Origin of the sequence: Shimia isoporae (assembly GCF_004346865.1) — a bacterium.
In the GTDB taxonomy this organism is placed as follows: Bacteria; Pseudomonadota; Alphaproteobacteria; order Rhodobacterales; family Rhodobacteraceae; genus Shimia; species Shimia isoporae.
The window spans coordinates 1,112,446-1,137,865 of the sequence record NZ_SMGR01000001.1; the positions used below are offsets into that span (position 1 = coordinate 1,112,446).

Here is a 25,420-nt window from a genome sequence, read left to right on the forward strand (position 1 = left end):
ACAACATGCTGGTTCCTGGAAAAGAAATGCTGGAGCTCTCCAGCCGGACTTGGGGTGGTTTCTTCTGACACGGCTATCTGAACCGACAACCAGCGGACTTAAGCCCAAGTGGGATAGCAAAAAGGAGGCTTGGGCTATTTGGCTCTGAATGCCAGATCAGGGCGCTGTGAAAATCACTTGCTCAAGGTCTCTGCAATTCCGTCCATTGCAGCCATAGAGTCTAAGTACATAGATGTATTTTGAACATCTGGCTGGCTTGATAACTTTACCATAACCACATTGGCTGTCTGGTTTACGTACAATAGCTGTCCATAGACACCAATGCCGTAAAACACACCATTTTCTCTGTTCTTTACCCAAACCTGGTTGCGGTAGTGGAAGCCTTCGAAGACCTCTGCGTATGCACTTCTTTCGTAGGCCGCAATCACTTCATCGTTTGCTAGAATAGTGTCAGCTATCCAATCCGAGGGAATGGCTTGGGTGTCGCCGACTTCGCCGTTTTCCAGCATCATAATGCCAAATCGCAGGAGGTCTCGCGAGCTTGTAAATAACCCTCCACTTGTTTGCACAATCCCCTTGGGTCCAAGTTCGCTGTATGCTGGATCTTGCGCACCGATATTTTCCCATAATTCGGCGAGCACATTCAGGTAGCTTTCGCCGGACGCCGCTTCAACAACCATGCCCAGTAATGCCGATAGCACTGAGCGGTAATCAAATGCCTCACCGTCTACTATAACGCTCTCACGATCCGCCAGAGAGATCATGTACTGTTTGACGCCAGCCTCGGTATCACAGTTTTCAATTTGGTCCGAGTGGTCTTGACCGAAGGCACAGAACAGCGCGCCGGCGTCGGCTATGTAACCTGACGAACCATCCGTCCAATCAATGGCGGCAGTCATATCGAGTAGATGTCTAACCGTTGTATTTTTGAATGCCGGGCCGTCCAACGCAGGAAGGTATTCGGTCATTAATTTCTCAGGATCCAGTTTTCCTGCCTCAACCGCTTGCCCGGCGGCCATTCCCAAGACCGTTTTTGTGATGGAGTGTATGCGATGAGGCGTATCAGCTCTCATGCCGTTGAAGTACTTTTCAGCAACAAGCTTGCCATCGTGAAAAATCAAAAAGCTATCGGTATGCGTTTGGTGCAACCAATCGGCGATGTTCTGTTCTTCATCATTGCTGGCTAGAAATGTAAAATTCTCAAGCTCCGTCGGGTACGGGGTTCTTTCCAGAGCACGGACCCTTTCAGACGGTTGAACTCGTGCCAGTTCTCCAAAAACATTTGTTCCTTCATATATCCAAGGGCTTCTCGTAAGGGATTCAACGGTTTCGTCCCAAAAGGAAACATCTTCTGTGGATGCTGGTTTTTCAGAGGAGGTATGAGCCGCTCCTGCTCCCAAAAGCAGGATTGCGGTAGCGGAGGTGATCACCAGCTTGAATACATTCAGGTTCATTGCGGGGAGTTCGTTTTACCCAGGATGCTTTACGAGACTCAGCCATGATTCAGCCCATGTGTCCAGCCCCGACCCAACGCCGCTGTGCTGCCAAATGAATACATACTGGTCTGAGGTCCAACAGTTTCTACGCTGCAAGAACAGGAAGTCCGTTCCATTTGCCTCAGTCGGCACCGGCAAAATGCGCTTGAGTTGCATAAAGACGTAGATTGCCCAGAGTCTGCCGTCGGCTTTGTCCGTAGCCCGTCAGGTGTCGGCAGAACGTGCGTTCCTTCCACAAGGAACAGACAGTGTTTCGTTTACGGTTCTCTGAACGCTTCGCGGGACTTGTAAAGCGGCTTCATCAAATAGCGCAGAACCGTTTTGGAACCGGTGTGCAATTCGACGCTCGCGCGCATGCCCGGCCGGATTTCGATGGCTTTTTGGCGGTCGGTCAGATTGTCCACGTCCACCGTAACGGTCACGCGATAAAACGGCGGCGCGGAGGGATCGCGTTCGTCCTCGAAAGTGTCGGCGGAAATGAAATCAACCTTGCCTTTGAGCGTGCCGTAAATGGTGTAGTCATAGGCTGTCAGCTTTATTGATGCATCCTGTCCCGGTTCAACATTGGCAATGTTTTCCGGGCGCACGCGGGCTTCGACAAACAGGTCTTCGCCAAGAGGGATGATCTCGAAGATTTCTTCACCGGGGCGCACCACGCCTCCGATTGTCGTGACGGCCAGATTGTTGACGATGCCGCGCATGGGGGCGGTGATCACGGTCCTGTTGAGTTGGTCCGTCGCCAAACGCATTTCCTGTTTGAGAGAGGTGATGTCCTTGAGGGTTTCCGAGTACTCTTCCGCCAGCACCAGTTCGGCCTGCGTAAGGATGTCCATGTAGCGTATCTCGGCCTCTGACGCTTTTTCGCGCGCCTTGTTGACCTCAAGCAGAGCCACATACTCTTTCTTGTAGAGCCCTTCCATATTGCGAAGCTCTTCTTTGGCTTGCTCAAGCTGGGTAAAAGCGCCCTCGCGGCGACTGTCCAAATCGGTCTGGCGGGCTTTGAGCAACGCGCGCTCCGAGGCCAGCATCCGCTCTGCGCGGGTGGCAAGTGTGTCCGGAACGGTAAATTCGAACGCGCCGGCGATTTCAGCCTCCAAGCGCATCCGGCGAATTTCCAAAGCGTCGATCTGGTCTTGCAGGTCGTCAAATGCCGAGCGGAAACGGGTATCGCTGAGCGTGGCGAGGACTTGGCCTGCTTCTACAAGGTCGCCCTGCTTGACGGCGAGGTCGGCCAGAATACCGCCTTCAAGGTTTTGGACGGATTGGCTGCGCGACGAACTGACAACTTCACCATCTGCGCGCACGATTTCATCGACCCAGGCGAAAGCAGCCCAAACCAGAAACAGAAGCACGGCACCGGCGATCAGCCGGATGGTCAGTCTCGAGGCACGCAATTGTTCCTCAAAAGCCGTATCCTCATTGTCAAAGTGTTCCGGTGTCAGGCTGGTCATGCGCGCTCTCCCGCAGCGAGGTGGGCGAGCACTTTCTCTCTTGGCCCGTCTACAACCAAGCGTCCGCTTTGAAGGATGAGAGTCCTTGTGGAAAGCGCCAGAATGGGCGTGCGGTGGGTCGCGATAAGTGCCGTGCGCCCCTCAAGCCAAGTGTCCAGTCGGCTGACAAGCGTACGTTCCAGCGTCTGATCCAGTGCCGCAGTGGGTTCGTCCAGCAGGACAACAGGGGGATTTTGTAGCCAGAGCCGTGCCCAGCCGATGGACTGTCGTTGACCGATGGAGAGGCCTTCGCCACCGTCGCGGACCTGAAGATCAAGGCCCTGCGGATGGTTGCGTATAAACTCGCCCAGCCCCGCGAAATCGATTGCCTGCATCAGGCGGTCGTCATCGCGCTCCAGTTGCGTGAGGTTAAGGTTGTCGCGGAGTGAACCAGCAAACAGCCGAACATCCTGCGACAGGTACCCGATCCCGCGTCGCAAATCTCGTGGATCGATTTGCCCCATGTCGGCACCGTCGATCAGAATACGGCCTTTGGTAGGCCCATAAAGTCCTGCAAGCAGTTTGAGCAGCGTGGACTTTCCGGAACCATTGGCGCCGAGAATGGTCACACGTTGCCCCGGTTTGATTACGACGCCGGGCACATCCAGCGTCGGGGCCGCTTCTTCGTCATAACCAAAGCTGACTTCCCGCAATTCAAACTGGCCTTTCAGGCTTTCGCGGCGCAGGTACTTGCGGGCGCCGTCTTTCTCTTGTTCGGAGAGGGCAATTGCATCAAGGCTTTCAAGCGCTCCCTTGACGTTGGACCAGCGTGCGAGAGTGCCGGCGAACTGGGTCAACGGTGACAGAGTTCGTGATGTCAGAATGCCAACCGCGATTATGGTTCCCACAGTGAATTCGCCAGCGAAAACAAGATAAGTGCCGATCACGACGGTCGCGATATACGTCATCTGCTGAACGCCGTTGGACCAGTGGGTCAGGGTCGCGGCCAGCCGGCGCTGCTCCGCAGACGAATACGAAGATACCTCGTTCAGCTCGTCCCAAAGGCGCAGAACACGTTCCTCTCCGCGCTGTGTCTTGACTGTATCAAGTTCGGTAATGACTTCCTGCAGCAAACGACCGACCTTTGTCGATGCGCCCTGGGTCTGACGGGACAAGTCGATCATTCGCTTTTGCAAGAGATAGGCCGGTAAGACCATCAGCAGACCGCCAGCGACCAGCACCCAGACCATGTTGCCGGCGATGGAGGCGACCAGCGCAAGAAAGATCAGGATGAACGGCATGTCGGCCAAAACGGAAATCGTGCTGGACGTGAAAAAGTCGCGCACGGCCCCGAAATCACGCATGGCGGCAAACAAGCCCGAAGGGGGCAGGGGGCGCCGGTCGGAGCGCATACCCAAAAGGCGCTTCATCAGGCGATGCTGGATCGAAAGCTCCATACGGCGGCCTGCGGCGTCGGACATTCGCGCACGGGCAAGTTTCAGAGCGCCTTCAAGCAGGATCGCGCAGATAACGCCCATTGCAAGCACCCAGAGCGTCGCTTCGGACTGATGCGGGATAACGCGGTCGTAGACTTGCAGCGAGAAAAGCGCGACCGCCACAGCAAGAAGGTTCGCGACCAGCGACCCCAACATAATTTCGCCGACGTGCCGACGGTACTTGGTAAACTCGCCCCAGAACCAATGGTCGTTGGTGATCTGCGGCACATGTCTGTCGGCCAACTGGCGCAGCGAGACCTTTGCCGCCAGAGCCTGTCCGGTGAAAAACGGCGCGAACTCCGTTACCGGCACTTCGGCGCGGTTGTCGGGCTGGCTAGGATCGTAGACTGTGAGTGTCTCTTCTTCCTGTGACAGCACAAGGACCGACTGCCCGTTGCTCATCATCGTGATCGCGGGCCAGCTCTTGGGCGCAATCGCGAGAGATTTGTGGATCTTGGGATCCACGCCCGTGTGGGAAAGCGCCTTTGCCAGTGCAGTCAAGGTCACGTCGCCGGGCGATGTCGTCCACATGAACTCGCCAACATCCGAAACCGGAACGTCCACTCCGTTGAGAGCGGCCAGAGTCGAGACGAGGCCGGCACGATGTTCGATGCGAGTCGCAGTGGCTTCTACCAGGTCGTGCAGCGCGTCAGCCGGTTTTGCCGCAGGTTTCGGCGTTGTTTGCGCTTGGCTCAGCGTGACGCTTGCCTTGGGTTCAGATTGCTTTGGTTTGGACGGTGTGTTTTGCGGCGTGTTGGCGGCGGCACCGGGTTTCACGGCGGCGATCGAGAGAACAACCGGGGCTTTGGCCTTGGTCAAATCGCGTCTCCGTTCGCCAGAAGACCCATGTCTCGGGCCAGTTGCAGCTGCGCGAGGATCTTGTCGTATTTCGCGTCAATCCCGTCCAGAGCGCGATAGGTGGATTGTTCGTAGACATCAACGACTTCCAACACAGATCGTTGGCCAGCGCGGAACTGAGCTTCGAAAAGTTTATAGGTCTGGCGCCCGTCGCGGGCCAAAGTATTGGCCTCTTTCTCCTGACGGGAAAGGCTTTCGATTTCACGGCGCAGGCGGCTTTCGGAGCGTGCGGAGTCTTCTTGCGCTTCCTCAACCTGCCGTTTGGCCGTTTCCTTGGTCGATTCAATTGCCTGAATGCGCTTTCCGGTGCCAAGACCAAGGCCCGTTTCGGTGCTCAGGTCCAAAGACGCGGAATTGCCTGTGTTTGCCAATGTTCCCGTGGCCGAAAGGCCGGGCAGTTGTCCGGCACGCTCGACTGTCGCCTGTGCCACAGCGCGTTTGGCCTCCGCGCTGGCCTTGATAACCTCAAGTGCTTCGACAGACCCATTGACCTCGACGCCGGAAACTGGCGCAAGGTCAAATCGCGTGCCGGTCATCGCGGTCAACTCCGACAGCGCGGTTTCGGTGCTTTCGGAGGCTGTGTCCCGCATCGTACGAAGGGTATTGATCTTGGTTTGAACCATTCTCAGGTCGCCCTTGTTGGACACGCCACCGGACACGCGACCTTCGACAATGTCGCCAAAATGGTTCATCTGCTTGAGTGCTCGGTTTCCGAGAGCAGCTTTTTCCTGGCCGCGCAGTGCTTTGATATAGAGCGCCAATGCGGTGTAGGCGCGGTCGTTCATGTCCTGCGATAACGATACTGCCGCCACTTCGACGTCGGCCGCCGCGTAGTCGCGCTCCGCCTTTTTGCGACCGTGGTCAAACAGGACCTGATCCAGCACTAGTCCGGCCACGACGTCACCCAGCGAGGTAAGCGACACCGTCGGACCCAACGTTGGCAACCAGTTCTTGTCTTCGGCTTCCGCCCGCAACTTGGCGGTCTTGAGTTGCGCTTCGGCGGCGCGATTGGACGAGGTCAACGCGACGTCTGTTACATAGGCAAGCTGGCTGCTTTCCGGCAGAACCGAACGTCGGGCCACCAGCGTCTCCAGAATGTCGGATTGGGCTTTAGTGTCCGGTTGAGAAAACGCGCTCGCGGCCTTCATGACCTCAGCGCCGTCTTCTTGCTGTTTCCCTTTCAGGAAAGCCGGCGCTTCAAGCGGCATGGATTGCATGCAACCGCCAAGCAGGCTCAGCCCCAGAAGAGGCAGAAGACCTTTGATAAGCGGATGCAGTGCCATGATCTGAGCTTGTGTCCCGAGTGCGTTTCCCGTTTGGATGAATTAGACGATGACGTTGATGTCCTGATCGATAACCAGCGTCACACCGTCGTCGCCAACTGTGTAGATGTCATAAGTTTCACCTTCGATATCAACGGTTTGTCCCGTATTGGTCGCTCCGGATACCGTAACTTGATCGTCCGAGCCACCGTGGATTGTGAGCGTATCGGAGGTGTCGGAAAGATCGCGGATCTGAGATTCCGTCAGTGTCAGGCTGGTGTCTGACGCGTAGTCCAGTTCGAGAGCTTCGATGTTGAAGTTACCGAGCGCGGCGTGATCCAGGGTGCCGGAATTGGTGACGTTGTCGTCCAGCACCAGAAGAGTGTCAGACTCATTGCCTGCCGCATCCTCGGACGAGATCACCAGATGGGTGCCATCCGCGGCGCGCGGATTCAGGACAAACAGGCTTTCGTCGCCGCCAAGCGCGACTTCCGTCGTTGCCAGTTGCGCCGTCGAGCCATCCTGATTGAGCGCATGCATCTCGTAGGTCTGGTCTTCGGACGTGAGCGACACCGAGGTCACATCATCACCCGCAAACGTCACCGACTGAACAATCGGGGTCGTGATTTCGGTGTCGACCTCGAAGGTCGCGGTGGTCGATGCTGTGTTGCCCGCGACGTCGGTCACGCTGAGCGTCGCATTGGCGGTATAGGTGCCTTCGGGCAGGGAACCGCTTTCGTAGGTCACGAACCAGTTGCCGGATGCATCCGCGGTCGTGGTGCGCGTCACGCCTTCTACGGTAACGCTGACAGTGGCACCGGGTTCTGCGGTGCCATCCATCACGAGGCCACCTTGCATTTGCGCTGCGTTCACCGGATTTGTGAACATGGCTGCGTTCAAATCCACGGTCACGGCGGTGGACGTGTCCACGCGCAATGTACCGGACGTGGTCGCTAGGTTGCCCGCGGCATCGGTGCCGGTAACACTGACCGCTGCGTCGTATTCTCCTTGAGGGATATCAGCCGCAGAATACGCGGCGGACCATGTGCCGCCTGCCGTTGCGGTCACTGTTCTGGTGACGCCGGCAAGGGTCACCTGGACCAATGTTCCAGGGTCGGCCGTTCCGGTGAGGACCACGCCCCCGGCGACATCGGCCGCATTTGCGATGTCGTCGCCCCCAGCCTGACCGCTGTCGTAGCCTACAGACACCTCTGTATCGATATGTACGGTACCGGTTGTAGACGTGCTGTTTCCCGCTGGATCGGTGGCAACCACAGTGACGGTGCTGTCGTAAGTCCCTGCCGGAACTTCGGCTGCCGTCCAATTTGCGGTCCAGTTGCCAGAGCCATCTGCCATGACTGTGCGTGTTACGCCTTCCAGTGTGACCAGAACCTGTGCGCCCGCGTCTGCAGTGCCGGTGAGGGTGATGCCAGAGGCCTGTTCCGCCGCATTTGCGGTGTTGTCGCCGCCAAGTTGCCCTGCGTCCAGCCCCGCGGAAATTTCCGTGTCGACTGTGAAAGTTTCGCTCACAGTGGTGCTGTTACCCGACGGGTCCGTGGCGGTGACCGTGACTGTGCTGTCATATGTGCCGGAGGGAATTTCGGCTGCCGTCCAGCTTGCAGTCCAGTTACCCGAATTATCAGCCAGTACGTTGCGGGTTACACCTTCGACCGTTACAGCCACCTGAGACCCTGCTTCGGCAGTGCCGGTAAGTGTCAGGCCCGCAGCAACTTCGGCCGCGTTTGCGATGTCATCCCCGGCAATCGGGGAGGTGATGCTGGCGGCACCAACGGTGTCGACATGTACGGTGAAGCTTTGTGTGGAGCTGTTGCCCGCGGCGTCGGTGGCCGTCAATGTGATGTCGCTGTCATATGTGCCAGGCACAATTTCAGCAGCGCTGTAAGACATCGACCAAGCGCCGGAGTTGCCGACGGTGACAGTGCGAGTAAGTCCTTGGAAATCAATCGTAAGTGAGCTTCCGGGTTCACCGGTTCCAGTCAAAACAACACCGTCGGAGGCTTCTGCGGCATTTATGACATTGTCGCCTTCGACAACGCCCAGCGTCGCGCCCGGCGCAATGGTGTCCACTTCGAGAATGTCCGTGACGGTTGTCGCGTTGCCGCGCGCATCAGTGGAGGTGATCGTAACAGCGGTTTCGTATTCGCCAGTTGCAATCTCTCCGGAGGCAAAGGTCACCGACCAGGACCCGTCGTTCGCGACTGTTGTGCTGTGCGTGGTGCCATCAATTTCGACGTCGATTGACGCGCCGGGTTCGCCTGTGCCGGTAATCACGTGCCCCGCGTCCCGCTCGTCGGCATTTACAACTTCGCCAACCGACTGCGTCCCCTCTGTCACCAGCGCATCGGGCGCAGTGGTGTCGATGTCCACTGTTGGTCCGTCCAGATTGTAGACGGTGCCGTCGGGCGCAGTCACGGTGACCGCGGCATCATATACGCCGTCAGCTGGCAGTTCGGACGGGTCCAATACCACTTCCCAAGTGCCGGAGTCGTCAATGGTGACCGTTTCTGTCGCGCCGCCGACGTTCACCACGACGACCGAGCCAGCTTCGCCGGTGCCAGTAATGGTCACGGTGTCGTCACCCGTGCCGCCAATGATCCGATCAACGTCCGGGTCGTCTACGGTTGGAACAATAGCTCCGGTGCCGCCGCCGCCAGACCCTCCGCCTGTGCCACCACCCGTGTCGCCGTCATCATCTCCAGAGCCGTTGCTACCAGAGCCGTCGCCGGAGTCGTCTCCGCCGCCGCTTACCAGCGCGGAGGCGGCCGCCGCACCGCCGAGACCCAAAAGCGTACCGATCCCGGGAACTGCGGCTGCGATTGGCGCGACAACAGGTTCGATCCGTTCCAGATCGAGAAAGGCGAGGTCGTCATACTCGGACCATTTGTCATCCATCGGAATGGTGTCGTACTGAACAAAGTACTGGTCGCCGACCGGTTCGCCCATCTCCACTTTGTGGAACTGGCCATCCTTGCTGAGATAAAGATCACGATCTTCGGCCATGTCTCCGGTGAAATAGCCCTGAAGCGTAATTGTCTCACCGCTCGCCAGGGTGACCACCAGATCACCGCCCTGACGGGTGTAAGACGTCACATCCATTGGCGAGAGGTTCAGCGATACTTCACTTGCCTGCGAAACAGCAATTATTCCGTGGTCGGAAACTGCCGATTGCCCACGTACCACACCCCCGTCCGCGCCACGGACGGCATAACCGAAACTATTCATGAGTTTTCACCGCTCTTGTTCATTAGTTGGGCTTTTTGCCCTTATGATTTGCCCGCACTATACGCAGACAAATCAAGTTTTCCAAATATTTTTTGGAATTGATTAATGCCTTGTCGAACGCAGAAAGCGGTCTGCTTGCAAAGGGTTGGCGGGTTTCTCCTCATTGGAGAGGCCTGTTCCGGCGGAGTGGCAAAACAAAAGGGCAGCCCAAACGGACTGCCCTTTGAAATTTTCACAACTTTGGCGTGTTAGAACAGGAAATCGTCTGCCGTAAGGTCACCAATGCTCACGTTGTTGAGCGTGATGTGGTTGGTCGACCCCATATGTACGATCACATTGTTGCCGTCCTGGATCAGATGGTTGCTCACCAAATCGTTCCAGTCATCGATCGTTTTTACGCCTGCGAGTTTCAGAATGTCGCCTTCTGCGGTGTTGAAATCGGTGATGACATCCATGCCGTCGCCGTTCTTGTATTCAAAGACGTCGGCGCCATCTCCACCCGTCATGGTGTCGTTGCCGCGTCCGCCGTACAGCCGATCGTTGCCAGTCCCGCCTTTTAGAACGTCATGACCTTCGCCACCGGACAGGAAGTCGTTGCCCGCGTCGCCGAACAGGATGTCGTTTCCGTTTTGGCCATAAAGGGTGTCGTTGTCGTCGCCACCGTTCATCACGTCGTTGCCATTGCCGCCGTAAAGGGTGTCGGTTCCAGCATCGCCGTACATGGTGTCGTTGTCGTCGTAACCATATAGACGGTCACTGCCGATCCCGCCGTACATCAGGTCATTGCCGGCATCGCCGTACAGGTAGTCGTCGCCGTTTTCGCCGTAGAGCGTGTCGTCGCCATCGCCACCCCGCAGAGTGTCTCGGCCATTGCCGCCAAAGAGCCGGTCATTGCCATCTTCGCCCTCGAGATTGTCACGACCGCCGCCGCCGTACAGGATGTCTTCGCCCTTGCCTGCAACCAGGTGATCGTTGCCTTTTTCGCCATAAAGCGTGTCGTCGCCTTCCTTGGAGCGGATCGTGTCAGCACCGTTACCGCCATGGAAAACGTCATTGCCGCTGCCGCCGGCAAAATACTCGGACTTGTCCGTGCCGGTCTGGTGGATGGCGGCGTCAGCCTTCTTGATGGTGATTGCGATAAGTTCATAGGGATCCAGCTCGAAGGAGAACTCCGCGACGGACCCGCCGAGCGCGTCCCTGGAGAAATATGTCTCCATGCCGATGACATCGCTTTCCGTCGGATAGTAGAAATCTTCGAGCGACGTCGGGTTGGTCACGCCCGGGCGCAGCAGAATATCCTCGGGGTGGGGCAGGTAGGTTTTCCAAACGCCACCGGACAATTTGATCATGCCGTCGGAGAACGCGTCGCCCAACTTTGCGATCAAGGCGTCGCGTTCCTCGTTGCTGATCACACGCTTCGGGTTGCGAGACACGAGAAGCCCGTCTTCGTCATACGCGCGGTTCTCACTGAGGCCGTCAGAGGAGTTTTCGTCGATGCCGAACTTGATTGCATTCCAATCCAGCGCGCCGTCAACAAGACCGGACAAATCCAGATCGAACTGCTTGCCGAAATCATCGCTCATCGACATGACGTAAACGACCACATAGTCCTCTGAGTTGAAGACGTTCACTTCCATCTCGCTCGGGTTGAAACCTTCGACCGTGATCAACTCGAGAGAGCCGCCCGCGTTCTCAAATGCGTCGGACAAATGCTGGATGGCCAACCCGGCCGGCGTGTACTCGATCGCGCGATTGTCGAGGTGTGGACCCGCGACAGAAGAACTGGTGTTGTGGCGCATCGCCCAGAATTCGGCACCGTCCACACCAAGTTCAAGCATGTTGGCAAACATCTCGATCGTTGTGCCCGCAGCCCGCAAGCCGAGCGCGCTGTAGTTGTTGCTGTCCACGTTCCATTCGGTGACGCGAATGTCCACGTCATCCGGAATGAGACCTTCCCAAACCGCAAAGCGCAGATCGAGGTTGCGTACCTCCATCTTGCTGTCGTTCTCGGTCAGGTCAAAGCCGCCTTCCCAGTCGTTGTAGTAATAGTGCGCGACGATGCCGTCGAAGCCGTTGCTGCTGTCGAACTGGAAACCGTTGGTAATGTCGCCGTCCGCATCAAGTTCCTGCATCAGCTCGAGATTGCCTTTGATGATGCGTTGCTCGTAGTCGTTCAGGCTGTGGTAGAAATCGCTCGCGCTCATTCCGTCGAGCCAGTCATCCGGGCGCTGGTCTGCTTCCCAATGCTGCATGGCGGCTTTGGCGTCAGCGTCGGAAATGGAGCCGTTGCTGGAGCCTTTGTAGTTGGACTGACCACCAGTCACATTGGCAGTCTGCACATAAATGTCGGGCTGGTAGCCATCAACCGTCACGCTGTTCAGGGCTTCGGTGATCGCGCGGGCATTTGCACCGTATTCCGTCTCGTCGATGGTTTGCCAGAATTCGTTGCCGATCTCATAGGCTTTGATCAGGTGCGCGTCGGCGCCCATGTAATCAAGAACGAGTTGCGACCAGGCTTTCAGTTCAGCCGGGTCGGTGTGGGTTTCGTCAAGTGCCGCGACAACAAGAGTTGTGGAGGTGCCGGTGGCCTTGGCCCAGTCAAGATAGGCACGCAAGTCGGCGTCAAGCTGATCGAACCCGGTTGCCAAGGTGTCAAGTTGGGTAATGTCTTCACCAACTGCACGACCACCCGGATAGCGAAGATGGGACACGCCCAATGCGTCTGCGGCTTCAACAAAGCTGTCGTTGGGCGTACCGTCGGTCTCATTGGTGTCAGACAGGATGTTCCCGCCGAACATGTCCTGCTTCACCTCGATCGGTGCCTTGTCTGTATCAATTGTAATAGTCGTCGGCATCGTACTGAATCCCTGAGCCAGAAAATTGGTCGTGAAAACGAGGTCGCGGCCGCAATCCGGATGGATTGCTCCTTACTGAAGTTGCGGCTGCTGCCGCCTAATTCGCGTGATGCTTTCTGCGTCCAGAGCGACAATTCTTGGCTCTGCCTCGGGGCCTATCGCGCATTTCTTATGCGTCAGTCGGCATCCCTGCACTTGGACCTAGGCCCTAGAAGTTAACGAAATCCAAAAGCGGAAACTGCGCGATTGCGAAGGGAATTGAGGTCAAATCCGCTGTTGATTTACCTAAAATATGAAACGCGTTAAGGTGCTGTAATTATTGAATTTACGCCGGATGGTTGATGTAAGGCTCAGCGCATTCGCACGTAGTTTTTCAGAAAATCCAACAGATAAACGCGCCAAATATTTTGGTTCAGATGACAGGCGCAGCCTTCCAAGAGGCACATTCGCAACTTTTTGCAGACCAATGCGTTCCGGTTTCAAACTGAGTCGTCTATGCGATTGCCGTTTTGCTAAAGTGGATTCTTCTGTATGAGCCTGAGGTCAAATTGAATGCCCGTTGGATCTGGCAAACGCGCCAAGACCGACTACATGATGGGCCATGCCCCACGGAAGAACCCGGAAGAACGTCAAAGAGATGACAGACAAAGACCTGGATAGAGCGGCCCGCTTGTCGGTCGCGCCCATGATGGATTGGACGGATCGCCATTGCCGGTATCTGCATCGGCTGCTGTCTGGTGAGACGTTGTTGTACACCGAGATGGTTACATCGCCAGCTCTGGTGCGGGGTGGGGCACTGCATCTTCTGGATTTCTCCGAGGAAGAACACCCTGTGGCGTTGCAGTTGGGCGGATCAGACCCGAAAGAACTGGCCGCGGCCGCGAAGCTTTGTGAAGGGCGCGGGTACGACGAAGTGAACCTGAACGTCGGTTGCCCGTCCGATCGTGTCCAGTCCGGCACTTTTGGAGCAGTACTGATGCGCACACCCGCGCTGGTGGCGGACTGCGTCAAAGCCATGCAGGACTCTGTGTCGGTGCCGGTCACTGTCAAATGCAGAATTGGCGTGGATGATCAGGAGCCGACCGAAGTCTTGCCTGACTTCCTCGATCACATGTCCCGTGCCGGTGTACAGCGCGCGACAGTGCATGCGCGCAAGGCTTGGTTGCAGGGGCTGAGCCCGAAGGAAAATCGTGACATTCCGCCATTGGACTATCCGCTGGTACATCAGATGAAGCGCGATTTCCCGGACATGCATTTGTCGATCAACGGCGGGATCACGACTCTGGATGAGGCTGAGGCCCATCTTGCGGCCGGCATGGATGGCGTCATGATCGGCCGGGCTGCCTATCACAATCCTGCGGATGTTTTGTGTCAGGCAGACAATCGCATCTACGACACCGGTCAGCACAGTGATCCCGTAACGGTGGTTGCGCAAATGCTGCCCTATATAGAACAGCACATGAGCGGCGGCGGTAAGTTGCATCAGGTGACGCGTCACATGCTTGGTCTTTTCGCGGGACGGCCGGGGGCGCGTGGCTGGAGACGCTACTTGTCTGAAAATGCGACCAAACCAGACGCAGGACCGGATACCGTTGAAGCCGCGCTGGCATATGTCACAAAGGCTGCGGCCTGACGCGCTCACAGTTTGGTGACGGCACGGCTTCGGGCAGGGGCTCACCTTGCAGCGAGCGGATTTTTAGGTTTTAGCTGCGGGCGCGAACAAAAAAGACTGCCCGGAGACTGACCATGACCGCCGATCCCATGTTGCTTTTGCAGATGCTTGTATTGCTGCTGGTTATAGGAGCGCTTGCAGGTGTGCTCGCGGGGCTGCTTGGCGTCGGAGGAGGTATCGTTCTGGTGCCGGCGTTTTTCTATGCATTCACGGCTCTGGGTTATGACGGTCCGCAATTGATGCAGGTGTGTCTCGCGACGTCGCTGGCGACGATCATAGTAACGTCCGTGCGTTCGGTCATGAGTCACAACAAGAAGGGCGCTGTGGACTGGGAGATCCTGCGGGGTTGGGCTCCGGGTATTGTCCTCGGTGCCATCATCGGGGTGTTGGTCGCGTCAAATCTGCGTTCCGTGACACTTCAGGTGGTATTTGGGTGTCTGGCCTTGGTGATCGGGGCCTACATGGGGCTTGGCAAGTCGGACTGGCGGTTAGGACAAGCAATGCCAAAGGGCCCATTGCGCGCGGTTTTGAGCCCTATGATGGGGTTCCTGTCCGTCCTGATGGGCATTGGCGGGGGCAGCTTTGGTGTCCCGCTCATGAGCCTGTTTAACACGCCCATACACCGTGCGGTGGCGACCGCTGCCGGCTTTGGGGTGACCATTGCGGTTCCGTCTGTGATTGGCTTCCTTTTCCTTCCGGTTGATGCCGCTTATCGACCGCCATTCACCATCGGCGCGGTCAACTTGGTAGCGTTTTTCATCATTATCGCGATGACGCTTCTTACGACGCCGATCGGTGTGCGCATTGCGCACGCCATGGACCCCAAACCGCTGAAGCGCGTATTTGCCGTTTTCCTGACGCTGGTGGCGCTCAATATGCTGCGCAAGGCACTTGGATGGTAGAAGCGTTTTTCTCTCGTGGCTGGTGCGTGCTTCCGTTTGATGCGCGTGTCAAAACATGGGGGGAGGCAGCTTGGCGCGCTGGGCGAGAGGCGATGCAGGCGCCAAGTATGCGCCAGTGGTGGGTTTGCGAAAACACATGGTTTGTCGGCGTTGATGCGCTGCCAAACGACGAAACAGGCAGCATCAATAACGTACCTTTCGGCGGGGCGCCGGTAACCGCAATAAAAGCTCTTTACGGCAGCTGGCCCGATTTACACAAAGCTCAACTATCGGTTGTGTCTCCGGGTTACCCCAGGCCACGTGAAGATGAAAGCGAGGCGGCCTTCGGGTACCGGCTACGCAGAGACGCGGCTCATGTCGATGGCTTGAAACGGGGACCAAACGGGGAACGATTTTTAGAAGAACCGCATGCTTGGATCATGGGTCTGCCTTTAACGGCCAACGAGCCAGATCAGGGCCCGTTGGTGGTTTGGGACGGCAGCCACGAGATCATGCGAAACGCCTTTGCTGCTGCTCTTGGGGATGTGCCGCCAGAAAAGTGGTCCGTGACAGACATCAGGCAGCCATATCAACAGGCGCGGCGGGCTGTGTTTGAGCAATGTCAAAGGATTTGTGTACAAGCCAAACCGGGCGAAACGATCCTCGTTCATCGTCTGTTGTTGCATGGGGTGGGTCCGTGGGCGGACACCTACGAGTCGGCTCAGGAACATCGCGCAATTGCGTATTTCCGACCTGAATTGAATTCCGTTGGGAATGACTGGTTAAAGCTTCGTTAATCAATTCGCGGACAAAATCCGCAATTTCTGGAAACAGATTGCCGTCAAATCGGGCAATGCTCCGCATCCGGAAACAATCCAACAAATATCTGTAATTTAGGCAAAATTGTGTTAATTCTCGGGCAGAGTGTGACGGGTAAGAAAATCCGGGGGGATTTGATATGTTAATTACGCTGAGTTTGCTTTTGGGCGTTGGTTTGATTGCCTGGGCAATTGATGAAACCGGAAGTGACAACGATTCCAACAACGACGATTCAATGGATCCCGCCAGTGATGATGGCTCCACAACAGGAACCGGTGGTGGAACAACCGATGGCGGGGGAACGACAGGCGGCGGCGTCACAACGGCTTCTGCTGGCGCAGAGGACATTCTCGGATCAGCAGCGGCTGACGTCCTAGCGGGAACGTCCGAAGGTGAATTGATCCTTGGAAACGAAGGTGACGATACCATCAACGCCGGTAGCGGCGATGATGCAGTGTGGGGTGGCGCTGGAGCAGACAGCCTGACCGGAGCTGGCGGCAACGATGCCGTTGGGGGGGGTCTGGGTGATGACTGGATCGCGGGACGCACGGGTGACGACACACTTTTTGGTGGTGAAGGCAACGATCGCGTCATCGGTGGTTTTGGCGATGACTCGATGAATGGTGGCGCTGGCGATGACACGCTTAGCGGTCGTCAGGGCGATGATGTTATCCGCGGCGGTGACGGTAACGACGACATCGAGGACTACGAAGGCAACAACATCCTTTATGGTGGTCTTGGCAACGACTATGTCGTTGCGGGTGGCGGCAATGACCTGATCGGTGGCGGCTTTGGAGACGACACCCTCTTTGGGGGCGACGGCACCGATGCGATCCTTGGCGGAGATGGCGACGATTACGCTGACGGCGGTCTCGGAAACGACACCCTGGACGGAGGCGAGGGCGCAGACTTCATGATGGGCGATGAGGGGGACGACTCCATCCTCGGTGGCCTTGGCGATGACAGCGCAGACGGTGGTCTGGGTAACGATACGCTGGAGGGTGGCGAAGGCGTCGATATTCTCTTGGGTGGTGAAGGCGACGACTCGATACTGGCCGGCGTTGGAGATGACGGCGCAGCTGGCGGCGACGGGGACGACTATGTTGACGGTGGCGAGGGCGCGGATGCGTTGCTCGGAGATGCCGGCATGGACACTCTGCAAGGTGGCCTCGGTGATGACACCTTGATGGGCGGAGATGACAACGACACTTTGCTCGGTGGCGAAGGGGCGGACAGCCTTGAAGGTGGTGCCGGCAGCGATGTCCTCTTTGGTCTCAGCGTAACGCCTGCACCTGAGGACGCGGTCGACGGTGTTGCAGTCATCGAAGATGACGGAGCCGCTGACACGTTGGTCGGTGGTGACGGTTCAGACATGATGTGGCTTGGCGCCGGAGATTCTGCGACCGGCGGCTTGGATGGGGACAACTTTGTTTTGAGCCAACTTGGTCTGTCTCCGGATGCGACTGCACCCGTGATCGAAGACTACGACTTCCTCGAAGACCAGATCATGATTGTTGTGCCCGAAGGTTCTATGGGCACGGTCACGATCTCGGAGGATCCGGACACAGCCGGTCAGGCGCTTATCAGCTATGACGGCGAAGTCATCGGAACGGTTGTGGGAGGCTACCCCGCACTGACAGCAGATGCGATCGTGATCGAAACCACTGCGGAAGTTATGGTCTGATGCAGTGGTTTAGCGAACTAAACTGGCTTGCGTTGCTGTTTCTTGCCCCTGTGCCTTTCGTGGTGCGCGCTGTCAGCCTTGTTGAAGAGGTCGCACGGATCACGGACCGGAAGCGACGTTGACACAAATCACATAAAAAAGAAAAGCCGCGCTCTTCTGCGCGGCTTTTCTTTTATGGGCGTTCGCGAAATCTCTATCGGCGTAGTTTGGCGCTTCTGCCACCACGACGTTTCCGAAGACGCGGAGCGCGACTTGGAAGCTCATCCATAATTGTACGCCGCTCGTCAGCGTCCATCTTTGACCAACGGGTGATTTCGTCGATGGAGCGCAGACAACCGGTGCAGATGCGCTCCTCGGGATGCACGACGCAGACCTGAATGCAGGGGCTTTCCACCTCGTTGCGTTTCCAGACGATATCTTTGCTCAAAGCGCGCTCCTGATGTGCTTGAGCCGGTCGAGGCTCCCCTGCAGGATATACCCTGCGGCAACGTGGTCGATAACCTCTGCGCGACGTTTTCGTGTCGTATCCGCCTCAAGAAGAGCCCTTTCGGCGGCAACCGTCGACAATCTCTCGTCCCAGAATCCAATTGGGCACGTCACCAGCGGAAGCAAATTGCGGGCAAAAGCGCGGGTGGATTGGGCCCTCGGTCCTTCGCTGCCATCCATGTTTCGCGGCAGACCCAGAATAATGCCACCAATCTGCCGGTCCTTGGCCAATTCAACAAGGCGCGCCGCATCCAGAGTGAATTTTTTGCGTTTGACGGTTTCAATCGGTGTCGCCACGGACTGCATCACATCTGAGACAGCGACGCCGATTGTTTTCGTGCCGAGATCAAGCCCCATCAACGCCTGCATCTGCGGCAGGCTGGCGGCCATTTCCTCGAAATCGTCATAGATCACGCTCATGGAGCCACGCCCGCGTTGCGGGCGCCTTCACGCACGATCTCGAGCGCGGTGCGGCTGGACGCGAACACCTGCTGAGCTTCTTCCCAGATCAGCGCGGCACGATCACGCTCGCCAAGAACGCCATAGGCCGTCAGCAAGCGTGCCCATTCCTCCGGCGTGCCGCCTTCTGTGGCAAGTCGCTCGGCAAGACCCTCGACCATATTGCGGATCATATCCTGACGGTCCCCGGCATCCATATCCTCCGCGGCTTCCATGTCCTCGGCACTTGGGCCCGGCAACATGGCACCGGAATGGGGATCAACCATGGAAGGCATCTGGTAGTCCTTGACCCCGGCGAACCACGACAGATCGGTGATGCGCTGACGGATCGGGGACACCCAGGGCGCATCCGGCGGGCTTTGCATGAGAACTTTGTCCCAAAGGCGGAAAGTCGCATCCGGCCGGCCGTTTTGCATGAGCATCAGACCCCAATAATACCGCCCCAATAGGTTGGAGGGTTCCATGTCCAGCGCCTTGCGCAAAGAGTCCTGTGCCTCGGGAGAAACATATCCGCCCGCTGCGGAAATCATAATGTTGGCGTGGATGAGGTAATCGGAAGGCGTGACATCGTCGCCCTTGATACGGATCACTTGTGCCTGCGCGTCATAGGCCGCCGTGAGATTGTTCAGCCGCGCCTCGTTCTGCGCCAGCAAGACATGCCCGTTCAAATCGTCGGGATTGTCGGCGACAGCTTTGCGCAATTTGTCCATGAGATCCGCAAACTCGGCGTCCGGTGTGATCGGCTGCGGTGGCGGCATGTTGGCTTCGGCGACTGTTTGGCCGTCGCGGGTATCAAGACGTTCCTGTGCCATTGCAATGCGCAGTTCGAGAGGCTGGTCGTCAGCGCCATTCTCACCCAAAACGGCGTAAAGGCCAAAGCTGCCTGCAACCACCGCAACCGCGAGCAAGCAGACCAGAACCCTTTGAGCCGGTCCCCCGGATTGGGCCGAACCGTCTGCGGCTTGCAACTGGGCGTCGGCAGCCAAAATGCGGCGCGAGACCTCCGTGCGAATGCGGGCTGCATCGCCTTCGTTGATCACGCCACGGGCGAGATCCTTGTCCACTTCCTTGAGTTGGTCGCGGTAGACGCGCAGATCATAGGCTGCGGGATGCTCTTCCTCTTCAGGTCGCCGCAACACAGCCAGCGCCATAAGCGCAATGGAAACAAGGGCAAACGCGCCTGCTACAATCCAGAAAATCATCGGGCCTCCGTTGGTTGCACCACACTTAATGCTGCGTGAAGGCGGGCAAAAGGGAAAATCACATAAGCGACAGCGAGTTTGGCAACATGTCGCAACCGGAACGCAAATGTACGCTTTAATCAGGGTGCAAGGCCGCGGGCAAAGTCCATAAACTGGGGGAAAGCTTTGCCGTATCGGAATCACTGCCAATGAGACGCTATTCAGCCTTTGCTATCGCCCGCGAAGCCGCCCGGTTTCATACCGGTTGGGAACGCGCGTGGCGTTCGCCGGAACCAAAGAAAAAATACGATGTCATCATCGTGGGGGCGGGCGGCCATGGACTCGCCACGGCTTTCTATCTCGGCAAGAACTTCGGCATAACGAATGTCGCCATCATCGAGAAGGGCTGGCTTGGCGGCGGCAACACGGGTCGGAACACCACGATCATCCGCTCCAACTATCTGCAGGACAGCTCCGCGGCGCTTTATGAAAAGGCGCGGTCTTTGTATGAGACCATGTCTCAGGACCTGAACTACAACGTCATGTTCTCGCCGCGCGGCGTCTTGATGCTGGCGCAGACCGAGCACGAAGTACGTGGTTATCAGCGCACCGCACATGCCAACGCGTTGCAGGGGGTGCAGACCGAGTTTGTTGGTCCTGAGCGGGTCAAGGAACTGGTGCCGATCATCAACATCGACGGGCCGCGTTATCCGGTTCTTGGCGGTCTCTGGCAGGAGCGCGGCGGCACGGGCCGTCACGACGCTGTGGCCTGGGGCTATGCGCGGGCCTGTTCGGATATGGGCATGGACATCATCCAGAAATGCGAAGTGGTGGGCGTGCGTCAGGAAGCCGGCAAAGTTGTTGGCGTGGACACCACCAAAGGCCCGATTGATTGCGACAAGCTGGGTCTGGTTGTGGCGGGCAACTCCGGTGATCTCGCCAATATGGCGGGCTTCCGTCTGCCGATGGAATCCGTAGCGCTGCAGGCGCTGGTATCCGAGCCGATCAAACCCTGCATGGACATCGTTGTGATGGCCAACACGGTGCACGGCTATATGTCCCAGTCTGATAAGGGCGAGATGGTCATTGGTGGCGGCACCGACGGGTTCAACAACTACACCCAACGCGGCAGCTTCCACCACATCGAGGAAACTGTGCGCGCGCTTTGCGAAACCTTCCCGATGGTCAGCCGTCTCAAGATGCTGCGCCAGTGGGGCGGCATCGTAGATGTGACTGGCGACCGCTCGCCTGTGATTGGCAAGACGCCATTGGGCAACTGCTTCATCAACGCGGGCTGGGGCACCGGCGGGTTCAAAGCCATTCCCGGTGGCGGCTGGGCCACGGCCGAGCTGATCGCCAAGGGTGAGCCGGGCCCGTTGGCGGCCGAGTTTGGCATGGAACGGTTCATCGAAGGCCGGTTTATCGACGAAAGCGTTGCCGCGGGGGTGGCTCACTGATGGCGCACCTTCTCAACCTAGTTCGCCCGGCAACGCCGGGCAGCGCCCGATCCGCCCCCACGGGCGGGCGCTTTGCACCCACCCTCGGATCGGGCGCCGCCCTCCGCACTTTTTGGGAGACCGCAACATGCTAACCCTTCAATGCCCCTATTGTGGCGTCTGGGCCGAGGAAACCGAACTTCATGCCGAAGGCGAAGCGCATCTGAAGCGTTTTGGCCCCGGCTCCAGCGACGATGAGTTCGAGAGCTACCTCTTCATGCGCGAGAATCCCAAGGGCGTGCATTTTGAACGCTGGCGGCACTCCAACGGCTGCGGAAAGTTCTTCCATGCCGCGCGCAGCACGACCACGCTTGAGGTTTTTGGCACCTATTCCGCGCAGACGCTGGAGCCGCCGCAAGACATCAAAGACAAAATTTCGGCCAAGTATCCCGGTTGGTCGTGGAGGAACTTCTCATGAGCACACGCCTGACGACCGGCGGTCGCCTGTTGAACAAATCCAAGCAGGTCGGTTTCGTGTTTAACGGCCGCCGTTACACCGGCTATGAGGGCGACACTCTGGCGTCAGCCCTTCTGGCAAACGACCAGATGCTGATGGGCCGGTCGTTCAAATACCACCGCCCCCGCGGCGTTGTGGCCTCGGGCGCGGAAGAACCCAATGCGCTGGTGAACCTTGGCGCAGGCGGCAAGTTTGAGCCCAACCAGCGCGCCACCACAACCGAGCTATACGACGGTCTGAGCGCGACCAGCCAGAACCACTGGCCGTCTCTGGAATTCGACGTGGGTGTCGTCAACAATTACGCCGCGCGGTTTTTCCCGGCAGGCTTTTACTACAAGACCTTCATGGCGCCGCGCGCGGCATGGAAACACGTCTTTGAACCCATTGTGCGCCAGTCCGCGGGTCTCGGCAAAGCGCCCAAGGATCGTGACGCGGACCGCTACGAGCATTACTACGCCTTCTTCGATGTTGTTGTTGTCGGCGGCGGTGTGGCTGGTTTGCAGGCTGCAAAGGCCGCAGGGCAGGCGGGTGCCAAGGTGTTGTTGATGGAGCAGACCGCCCATTGGGGGGGACGTGCTCCTGTGGACGGTGGCGAGATTGACGGCAAGACATCCGAGGCATTTGTCAATGCAACCGTTGCAGAACTGAACGCGATGGACAACGTCACCATCCGCACACGGATGATGGGGGCGGGCGTTTACGACCACGGGTACGTGTTGGGCTATGAACGACTGACGGATCATGCGCCGGCTGTGGCTGGGCCACGCCACCGGTTGTGGCGTATCCGTGCCAAGCAGATTGTGACTGCAACGGGGGCCATTGAACGGCCGATTTCCTTTGCGGGTAACGATATCCCCGGGGTCATGCTGGCCAGTGCCGTACGCGACTATGCGGTGAATTTTGGTGTGTCCGCTGGTGACCGCACTGTTGTCGTGACAAACAATGACGACGCTTACCGAACCGCTATCGCGCTCAAGTCCGCTGGCCTTGATGTGCCGGTGATCCTTGATGCCCGCGCCGCTGGTGGCGGGGCATTGGCGGAGGAAGCCAAGGCTCTTGGCATCCGCGTCGAGAACGGCAAGGCCATCGCCAAGGTCAAAGGCGGAAAGCGCGTGACAGGCGTGGCGATCTGCGCGCAAGCGGGCGAGGGCGGTGTGCTGGAAGAGATTTCCTGTGACGCAGTGGCCATGTCCGGCGGCTGGTCCCCTGTGGTGCACCTCTGGTCCCACTGTGGCGGCAAGCTGATCTGGGACGAGGATCAGGCCCATTTCCGCCCTGATCCTGACAGGGCACCCACCAGCCATGACGGCAACGGTTTTGTTGTCACCGCAGGCACCGCAAGTGGTCCGCTGCTGACTGGTGACGTGCTGTCGGATGCGCAATCCGCAGGTGTCGCGGCGGCTAAGGCGGCTGGCTTCGACGGAGCCGCAGATGAAGCCCCGAAAGCTGAAGTACAAGACGAAGCTAGCATGGAACCTGTCTGGCTGATGCCGCAAGGGGCTGGGCCGAAGCTGCGCATGAAAGCCTGGCTCGATTATCAGAATGACGTAAAAGTGTCGGACGTGAAGCTGGCGGCGCAGGAAGGCTATGAAAGCGTGGAGCACACCAAGCGCTACACCACGCTTGGTATGGCAACTGATCAGGGAAAACTCAGCAACATCAACGGCTTGGCTGTGCTTTCTGATGCTCTCAATCAACCCATTCCGGCGACTGGCACGACAACGTTCCGCCCGCCATACACGCCGATTTCCATGGGCGCGATTGCCGGTGAGGCGCGGGATGAGGCATTCCAACCCCTGCGCCGCACGCCGATCCATGATTGGCACGAAGACAACGGTGCTTTCTTTGAGCCTGTGGGTCACTGGCGGCGGCCGTACTGCTTCCCGCGCAGCAATGAGAGCCATGCCGATGCGGTAAAGCGCGAGATCAACCAGACCCGCAATTCAGTGGGCCTTCTGGACGCCTCCACGCTGGGTAAGATCATTGTCAAAGGGCCGGATGCGGGCAAATTCCTCGACATGATGTACACCAATATGATGTCGACACTGAAGCCGGGCAAATGCCGCTATGGTCTGATGTGCAACGAGAACGGTTTCCTGATTGATGACGGCGTTGTGGCCCGGATCGATGAGGATACGTTCCTGTGTCACACCACCACAGGTGGCGCCGAGCGCATCCACGGCTGGATGGAAGACTGGCTGCAATGCGAATGGTGGGACTGGCAGGTCTATACCGCCAATGTCACCGAGCAATATGCGCAGATCGCTGTGGTGGGCCCCAACGCCCGCAAGGTGATCGAGAAACTTGGCGGCGAGATGGATGTCTCCAAAGAAGGCCTCGCCTTCATGGAATGGAAAGACGGCAAGATCGGCGACTTTGACGCCCGCGCTTACCGGATTTCCTTCTCCGGCGAGCTGTCCTACGAAATTGCTGTGCCTGCCAGCCAAGGCCGTGCTTTCTGGGACGCGCTGCTGGAGGCGGGTGAAGAGTTCGGCATTATGCCTTATGGCACAGAAGCGCTGCACGTCATGCGGGCCGAGAAGGGCTTTATCATGATTGGCGATGAAACCGACGGAACAGTGATCCCGCAGGACCTCAACATGCAGTGGGCGATTTCCAAGAAGAAAGAAGACTTCCTTGGCAAACGCGCGCAGATGCGCGACCACATGGCGAGCCCCGACCGCTGGAAGCTTGCGGGTTTTGAGACGCTGGACGGTTCGGTTATTCCGGACGGCGCCTATATCGTTGCCTCGGGTTCCAACGCCAATGGTCAACGTAACGTGCAAGGGCGCGTGACGTCGACGTACTACTCTCCAACATTGGATCGCGGGATTGCGATGGGGTTGCTACATCTTGGCCCTGACCGAATGGGCGAGGTTGTAGAGTTCAACAAAGTCGATGGAAGTACCGTTAAGGCGAAAGTGGTTGATCCGGTTTTCTATGACAAAGACGGGGAGAAGCAGAATGTCTGAGACGGTTAGCGCGCTCTCTGGCGCAAAGTTCACGGGTTTTGCCCAAGTCACGGAAACAGGTCTGCGGGGCATGATCACGGTTCGCGGAGATTTAACCTCAAAGGAAATGGCCGCTGCGATAAAAGTAGCCACCGGTGCCGAAGTGCCCGCGCAACGCAAAGTATCGATTGGCGAGAAGGGTAAGGTTGCATGGATGTCACCTGACGAGCTTCTGGTCGTCGTTGACTATGCCACTGTGCTGGACACCGTCGCTGTCTTGTCTGAGAGCCTTTCTGGAACTCATGCTCTGGTGGCTAACGTGTCTGATGCCCGAGCTGTGTTTGAGGTCAGCGGGGCCGGAACCCGTGATGTATTGGCAAAGCTTGCTCCGGTGGATCTTTCGCACGACGTCTTCTCTGCCGATGAAATCCGCCGTACACGTCTCGCACAGGTGCCTGCTGCCTTCTGGCAGACGGGATCTGACAGTTTCGAAGTCATCTGTTTCCGTTCAGTCACGCAGTATGTTTTTGATGTTTTGCGCCTTTCGGCGACACAGGGCGGCGAAGTTCAGCACATAGGCTGATCGCCAACCGAGTGCACCGGGTCAGCTAATCCCGAGCTGTCCGGTGTTTAGGATTGACATTAAATTAGATTGACTTCTTATTTTCGATCCAGACGGGAGCCGGCATCAGTG

General features: G+C 57.8%; 18 protein-coding genes. 9 read left to right on the forward strand and 9 right to left on the reverse strand.

From position 1 onward, the window contains the following. Positions 1-173: 173 nt before the first annotated feature. From BXY66_RS05490 to BXY66_RS05515, 6 genes are all read right to left on the reverse strand, one after another. Positions 174-1,454 (reverse strand): serine hydrolase domain-containing protein, encoded by a 1,281-nt coding sequence (locus BXY66_RS05490; RefSeq protein WP_132859151.1) that lies wholly within the window; start codon positions 1,452-1,454, stop codon positions 174-176. A 299-nt stretch (positions 1,455-1,753) separates the two neighbouring features. Next, complete coding sequence (locus BXY66_RS05495) at positions 1,754-2,947, reverse strand: beta-barrel domain-containing protein (RefSeq protein WP_132859152.1); 1,194 nt, start codon at positions 2,945-2,947, stop codon at positions 1,754-1,756. Continuing rightward, the gene (locus BXY66_RS05500) at positions 2,944-5,241 is read right to left on the reverse strand and encodes a type I secretion system permease/ATPase (protein WP_243694300.1); all 2,298 of its coding nucleotides are present in this window, start codon (positions 5,239-5,241) and stop codon (positions 2,944-2,946) included. The genes BXY66_RS05495 and BXY66_RS05500 overlap by 4 nt, the downstream gene beginning before the upstream one ends. Beyond that, complete coding sequence (locus BXY66_RS05505) at positions 5,238-6,563, reverse strand: TolC family protein (protein WP_243694301.1); 1,326 nt, start codon at positions 6,561-6,563, stop codon at positions 5,238-5,240. The genes BXY66_RS05500 and BXY66_RS05505 overlap by 4 nt, the downstream gene beginning before the upstream one ends. 42 nt (positions 6,564-6,605) lie before the next feature. Beyond that, positions 6,606-9,785 (reverse strand): Ig-like domain-containing protein, encoded by a 3,180-nt coding sequence (locus BXY66_RS05510; RefSeq protein ID WP_132859154.1) that lies wholly within the window; start codon positions 9,783-9,785, stop codon positions 6,606-6,608. 248 nt (positions 9,786-10,033) lie between these two features. Beyond that, entirely contained in the window at positions 10,034-12,640 is a 2,607-nt protein-coding gene (locus BXY66_RS05515) for a calcium-binding protein (RefSeq protein WP_132859155.1), read from the reverse strand. Positions 12,641-13,277: 637 nt separating this feature from the next. Between BXY66_RS05515 and dusA the strand changes: the two genes are divergently transcribed. The 5 genes from dusA to BXY66_RS20670 all read left to right on the forward strand — a co-directional run bounded on the left by dusA (position 13,278) and on the right by BXY66_RS20670 (position 17,818). Continuing rightward, the gene (gene dusA / locus BXY66_RS05520; protein WP_132859156.1) at positions 13,278-14,273 is read left to right on the forward strand and encodes a tRNA dihydrouridine(20/20a) synthase DusA; all 996 of its coding nucleotides are present in this window, start codon (positions 13,278-13,280) and stop codon (positions 14,271-14,273) included. 113 nt (positions 14,274-14,386) lie between these two features. After that, positions 14,387-15,214, forward strand: coding sequence for a sulfite exporter TauE/SafE family protein (locus BXY66_RS05525; RefSeq protein WP_132859157.1), 828 nt, complete (start codon positions 14,387-14,389; stop codon positions 15,212-15,214). A 92-nt stretch (positions 15,215-15,306) separates the two neighbouring features. After that, the gene (locus BXY66_RS05530; RefSeq protein ID WP_243694302.1) at positions 15,307-15,990 is read left to right on the forward strand and encodes a phytanoyl-CoA dioxygenase family protein; all 684 of its coding nucleotides are present in this window, start codon (positions 15,307-15,309) and stop codon (positions 15,988-15,990) included. 161 nt (positions 15,991-16,151) lie between these two features. Next, on the forward strand, positions 16,152-17,696 hold the full coding sequence (locus tag BXY66_RS05535; protein ID WP_132859159.1) for a calcium-binding protein: 1,545 nt from the start codon (positions 16,152-16,154) through the stop codon (positions 17,694-17,696). Further along, complete coding sequence (locus tag BXY66_RS20670) at positions 17,696-17,818, forward strand: hypothetical protein (protein ID WP_279432481.1); 123 nt, start codon at positions 17,696-17,698, stop codon at positions 17,816-17,818. Before BXY66_RS05535 ends, BXY66_RS20670 begins: the two co-directional genes overlap by 1 nt. Before the next feature lie 71 nt (positions 17,819-17,889). Here BXY66_RS20670 and BXY66_RS05540 read toward each other — a convergent pair whose 3' ends face one another. From BXY66_RS05540 to ccmI, 3 genes are read right to left on the reverse strand one after another with little or no spacing between them, the layout of a single operon-like run. Then, positions 17,890-18,123: a DUF1289 domain-containing protein gene (locus tag BXY66_RS05540; RefSeq protein ID WP_132859160.1), complete on the reverse strand. Its 234-nt coding sequence runs from the start codon at positions 18,121-18,123 to the stop codon at positions 17,890-17,892. Continuing rightward, positions 18,120-18,596, reverse strand: a complete 477-nt coding sequence (ruvX, locus tag BXY66_RS05545) for a Holliday junction resolvase RuvX (protein ID WP_132860354.1) — start codon at positions 18,594-18,596, stop codon at positions 18,120-18,122. The genes BXY66_RS05540 and ruvX overlap by 4 nt, the downstream gene beginning before the upstream one ends. A gap of 2 nt (positions 18,597-18,598) precedes the next feature. Beyond that, positions 18,599-19,843, reverse strand: coding sequence for a c-type cytochrome biogenesis protein CcmI (gene ccmI / locus BXY66_RS05550; RefSeq protein ID WP_132859161.1), 1,245 nt, complete (start codon positions 19,841-19,843; stop codon positions 18,599-18,601). Positions 19,844-20,031: 188 nt separating this feature from the next. On the opposite strand from ccmI, the gene BXY66_RS05555 reads away from it, so the two are divergent. From BXY66_RS05555 to BXY66_RS05570, 4 genes are all read left to right on the forward strand, one after another. After that, positions 20,032-21,279 (forward strand): sarcosine oxidase subunit beta family protein, encoded by a 1,248-nt coding sequence (locus BXY66_RS05555; RefSeq protein ID WP_132859162.1) that lies wholly within the window; start codon positions 20,032-20,034, stop codon positions 21,277-21,279. 127 nt (positions 21,280-21,406) lie between these two features. Next, entirely contained in the window at positions 21,407-21,736 is a 330-nt protein-coding gene (locus tag BXY66_RS05560; RefSeq protein WP_132859163.1) for a sarcosine oxidase subunit delta, read from the forward strand. Next, positions 21,733-24,747 carry a sarcosine oxidase subunit alpha family protein gene (locus BXY66_RS05565; protein ID WP_132859164.1) on the forward strand — a complete coding sequence of 1,005 codons (3,015 nt, stop codon included), beginning with the start codon at positions 21,733-21,735 and terminating at the stop codon, positions 24,745-24,747. The genes BXY66_RS05560 and BXY66_RS05565 overlap by 4 nt, the downstream gene beginning before the upstream one ends. Next, complete coding sequence (locus BXY66_RS05570) at positions 24,740-25,309, forward strand: sarcosine oxidase subunit gamma (RefSeq protein WP_132859165.1); 570 nt, start codon at positions 24,740-24,742, stop codon at positions 25,307-25,309. The genes BXY66_RS05565 and BXY66_RS05570 overlap by 8 nt, the downstream gene beginning before the upstream one ends. Positions 25,310-25,420 lie beyond the last annotated feature (111 nt).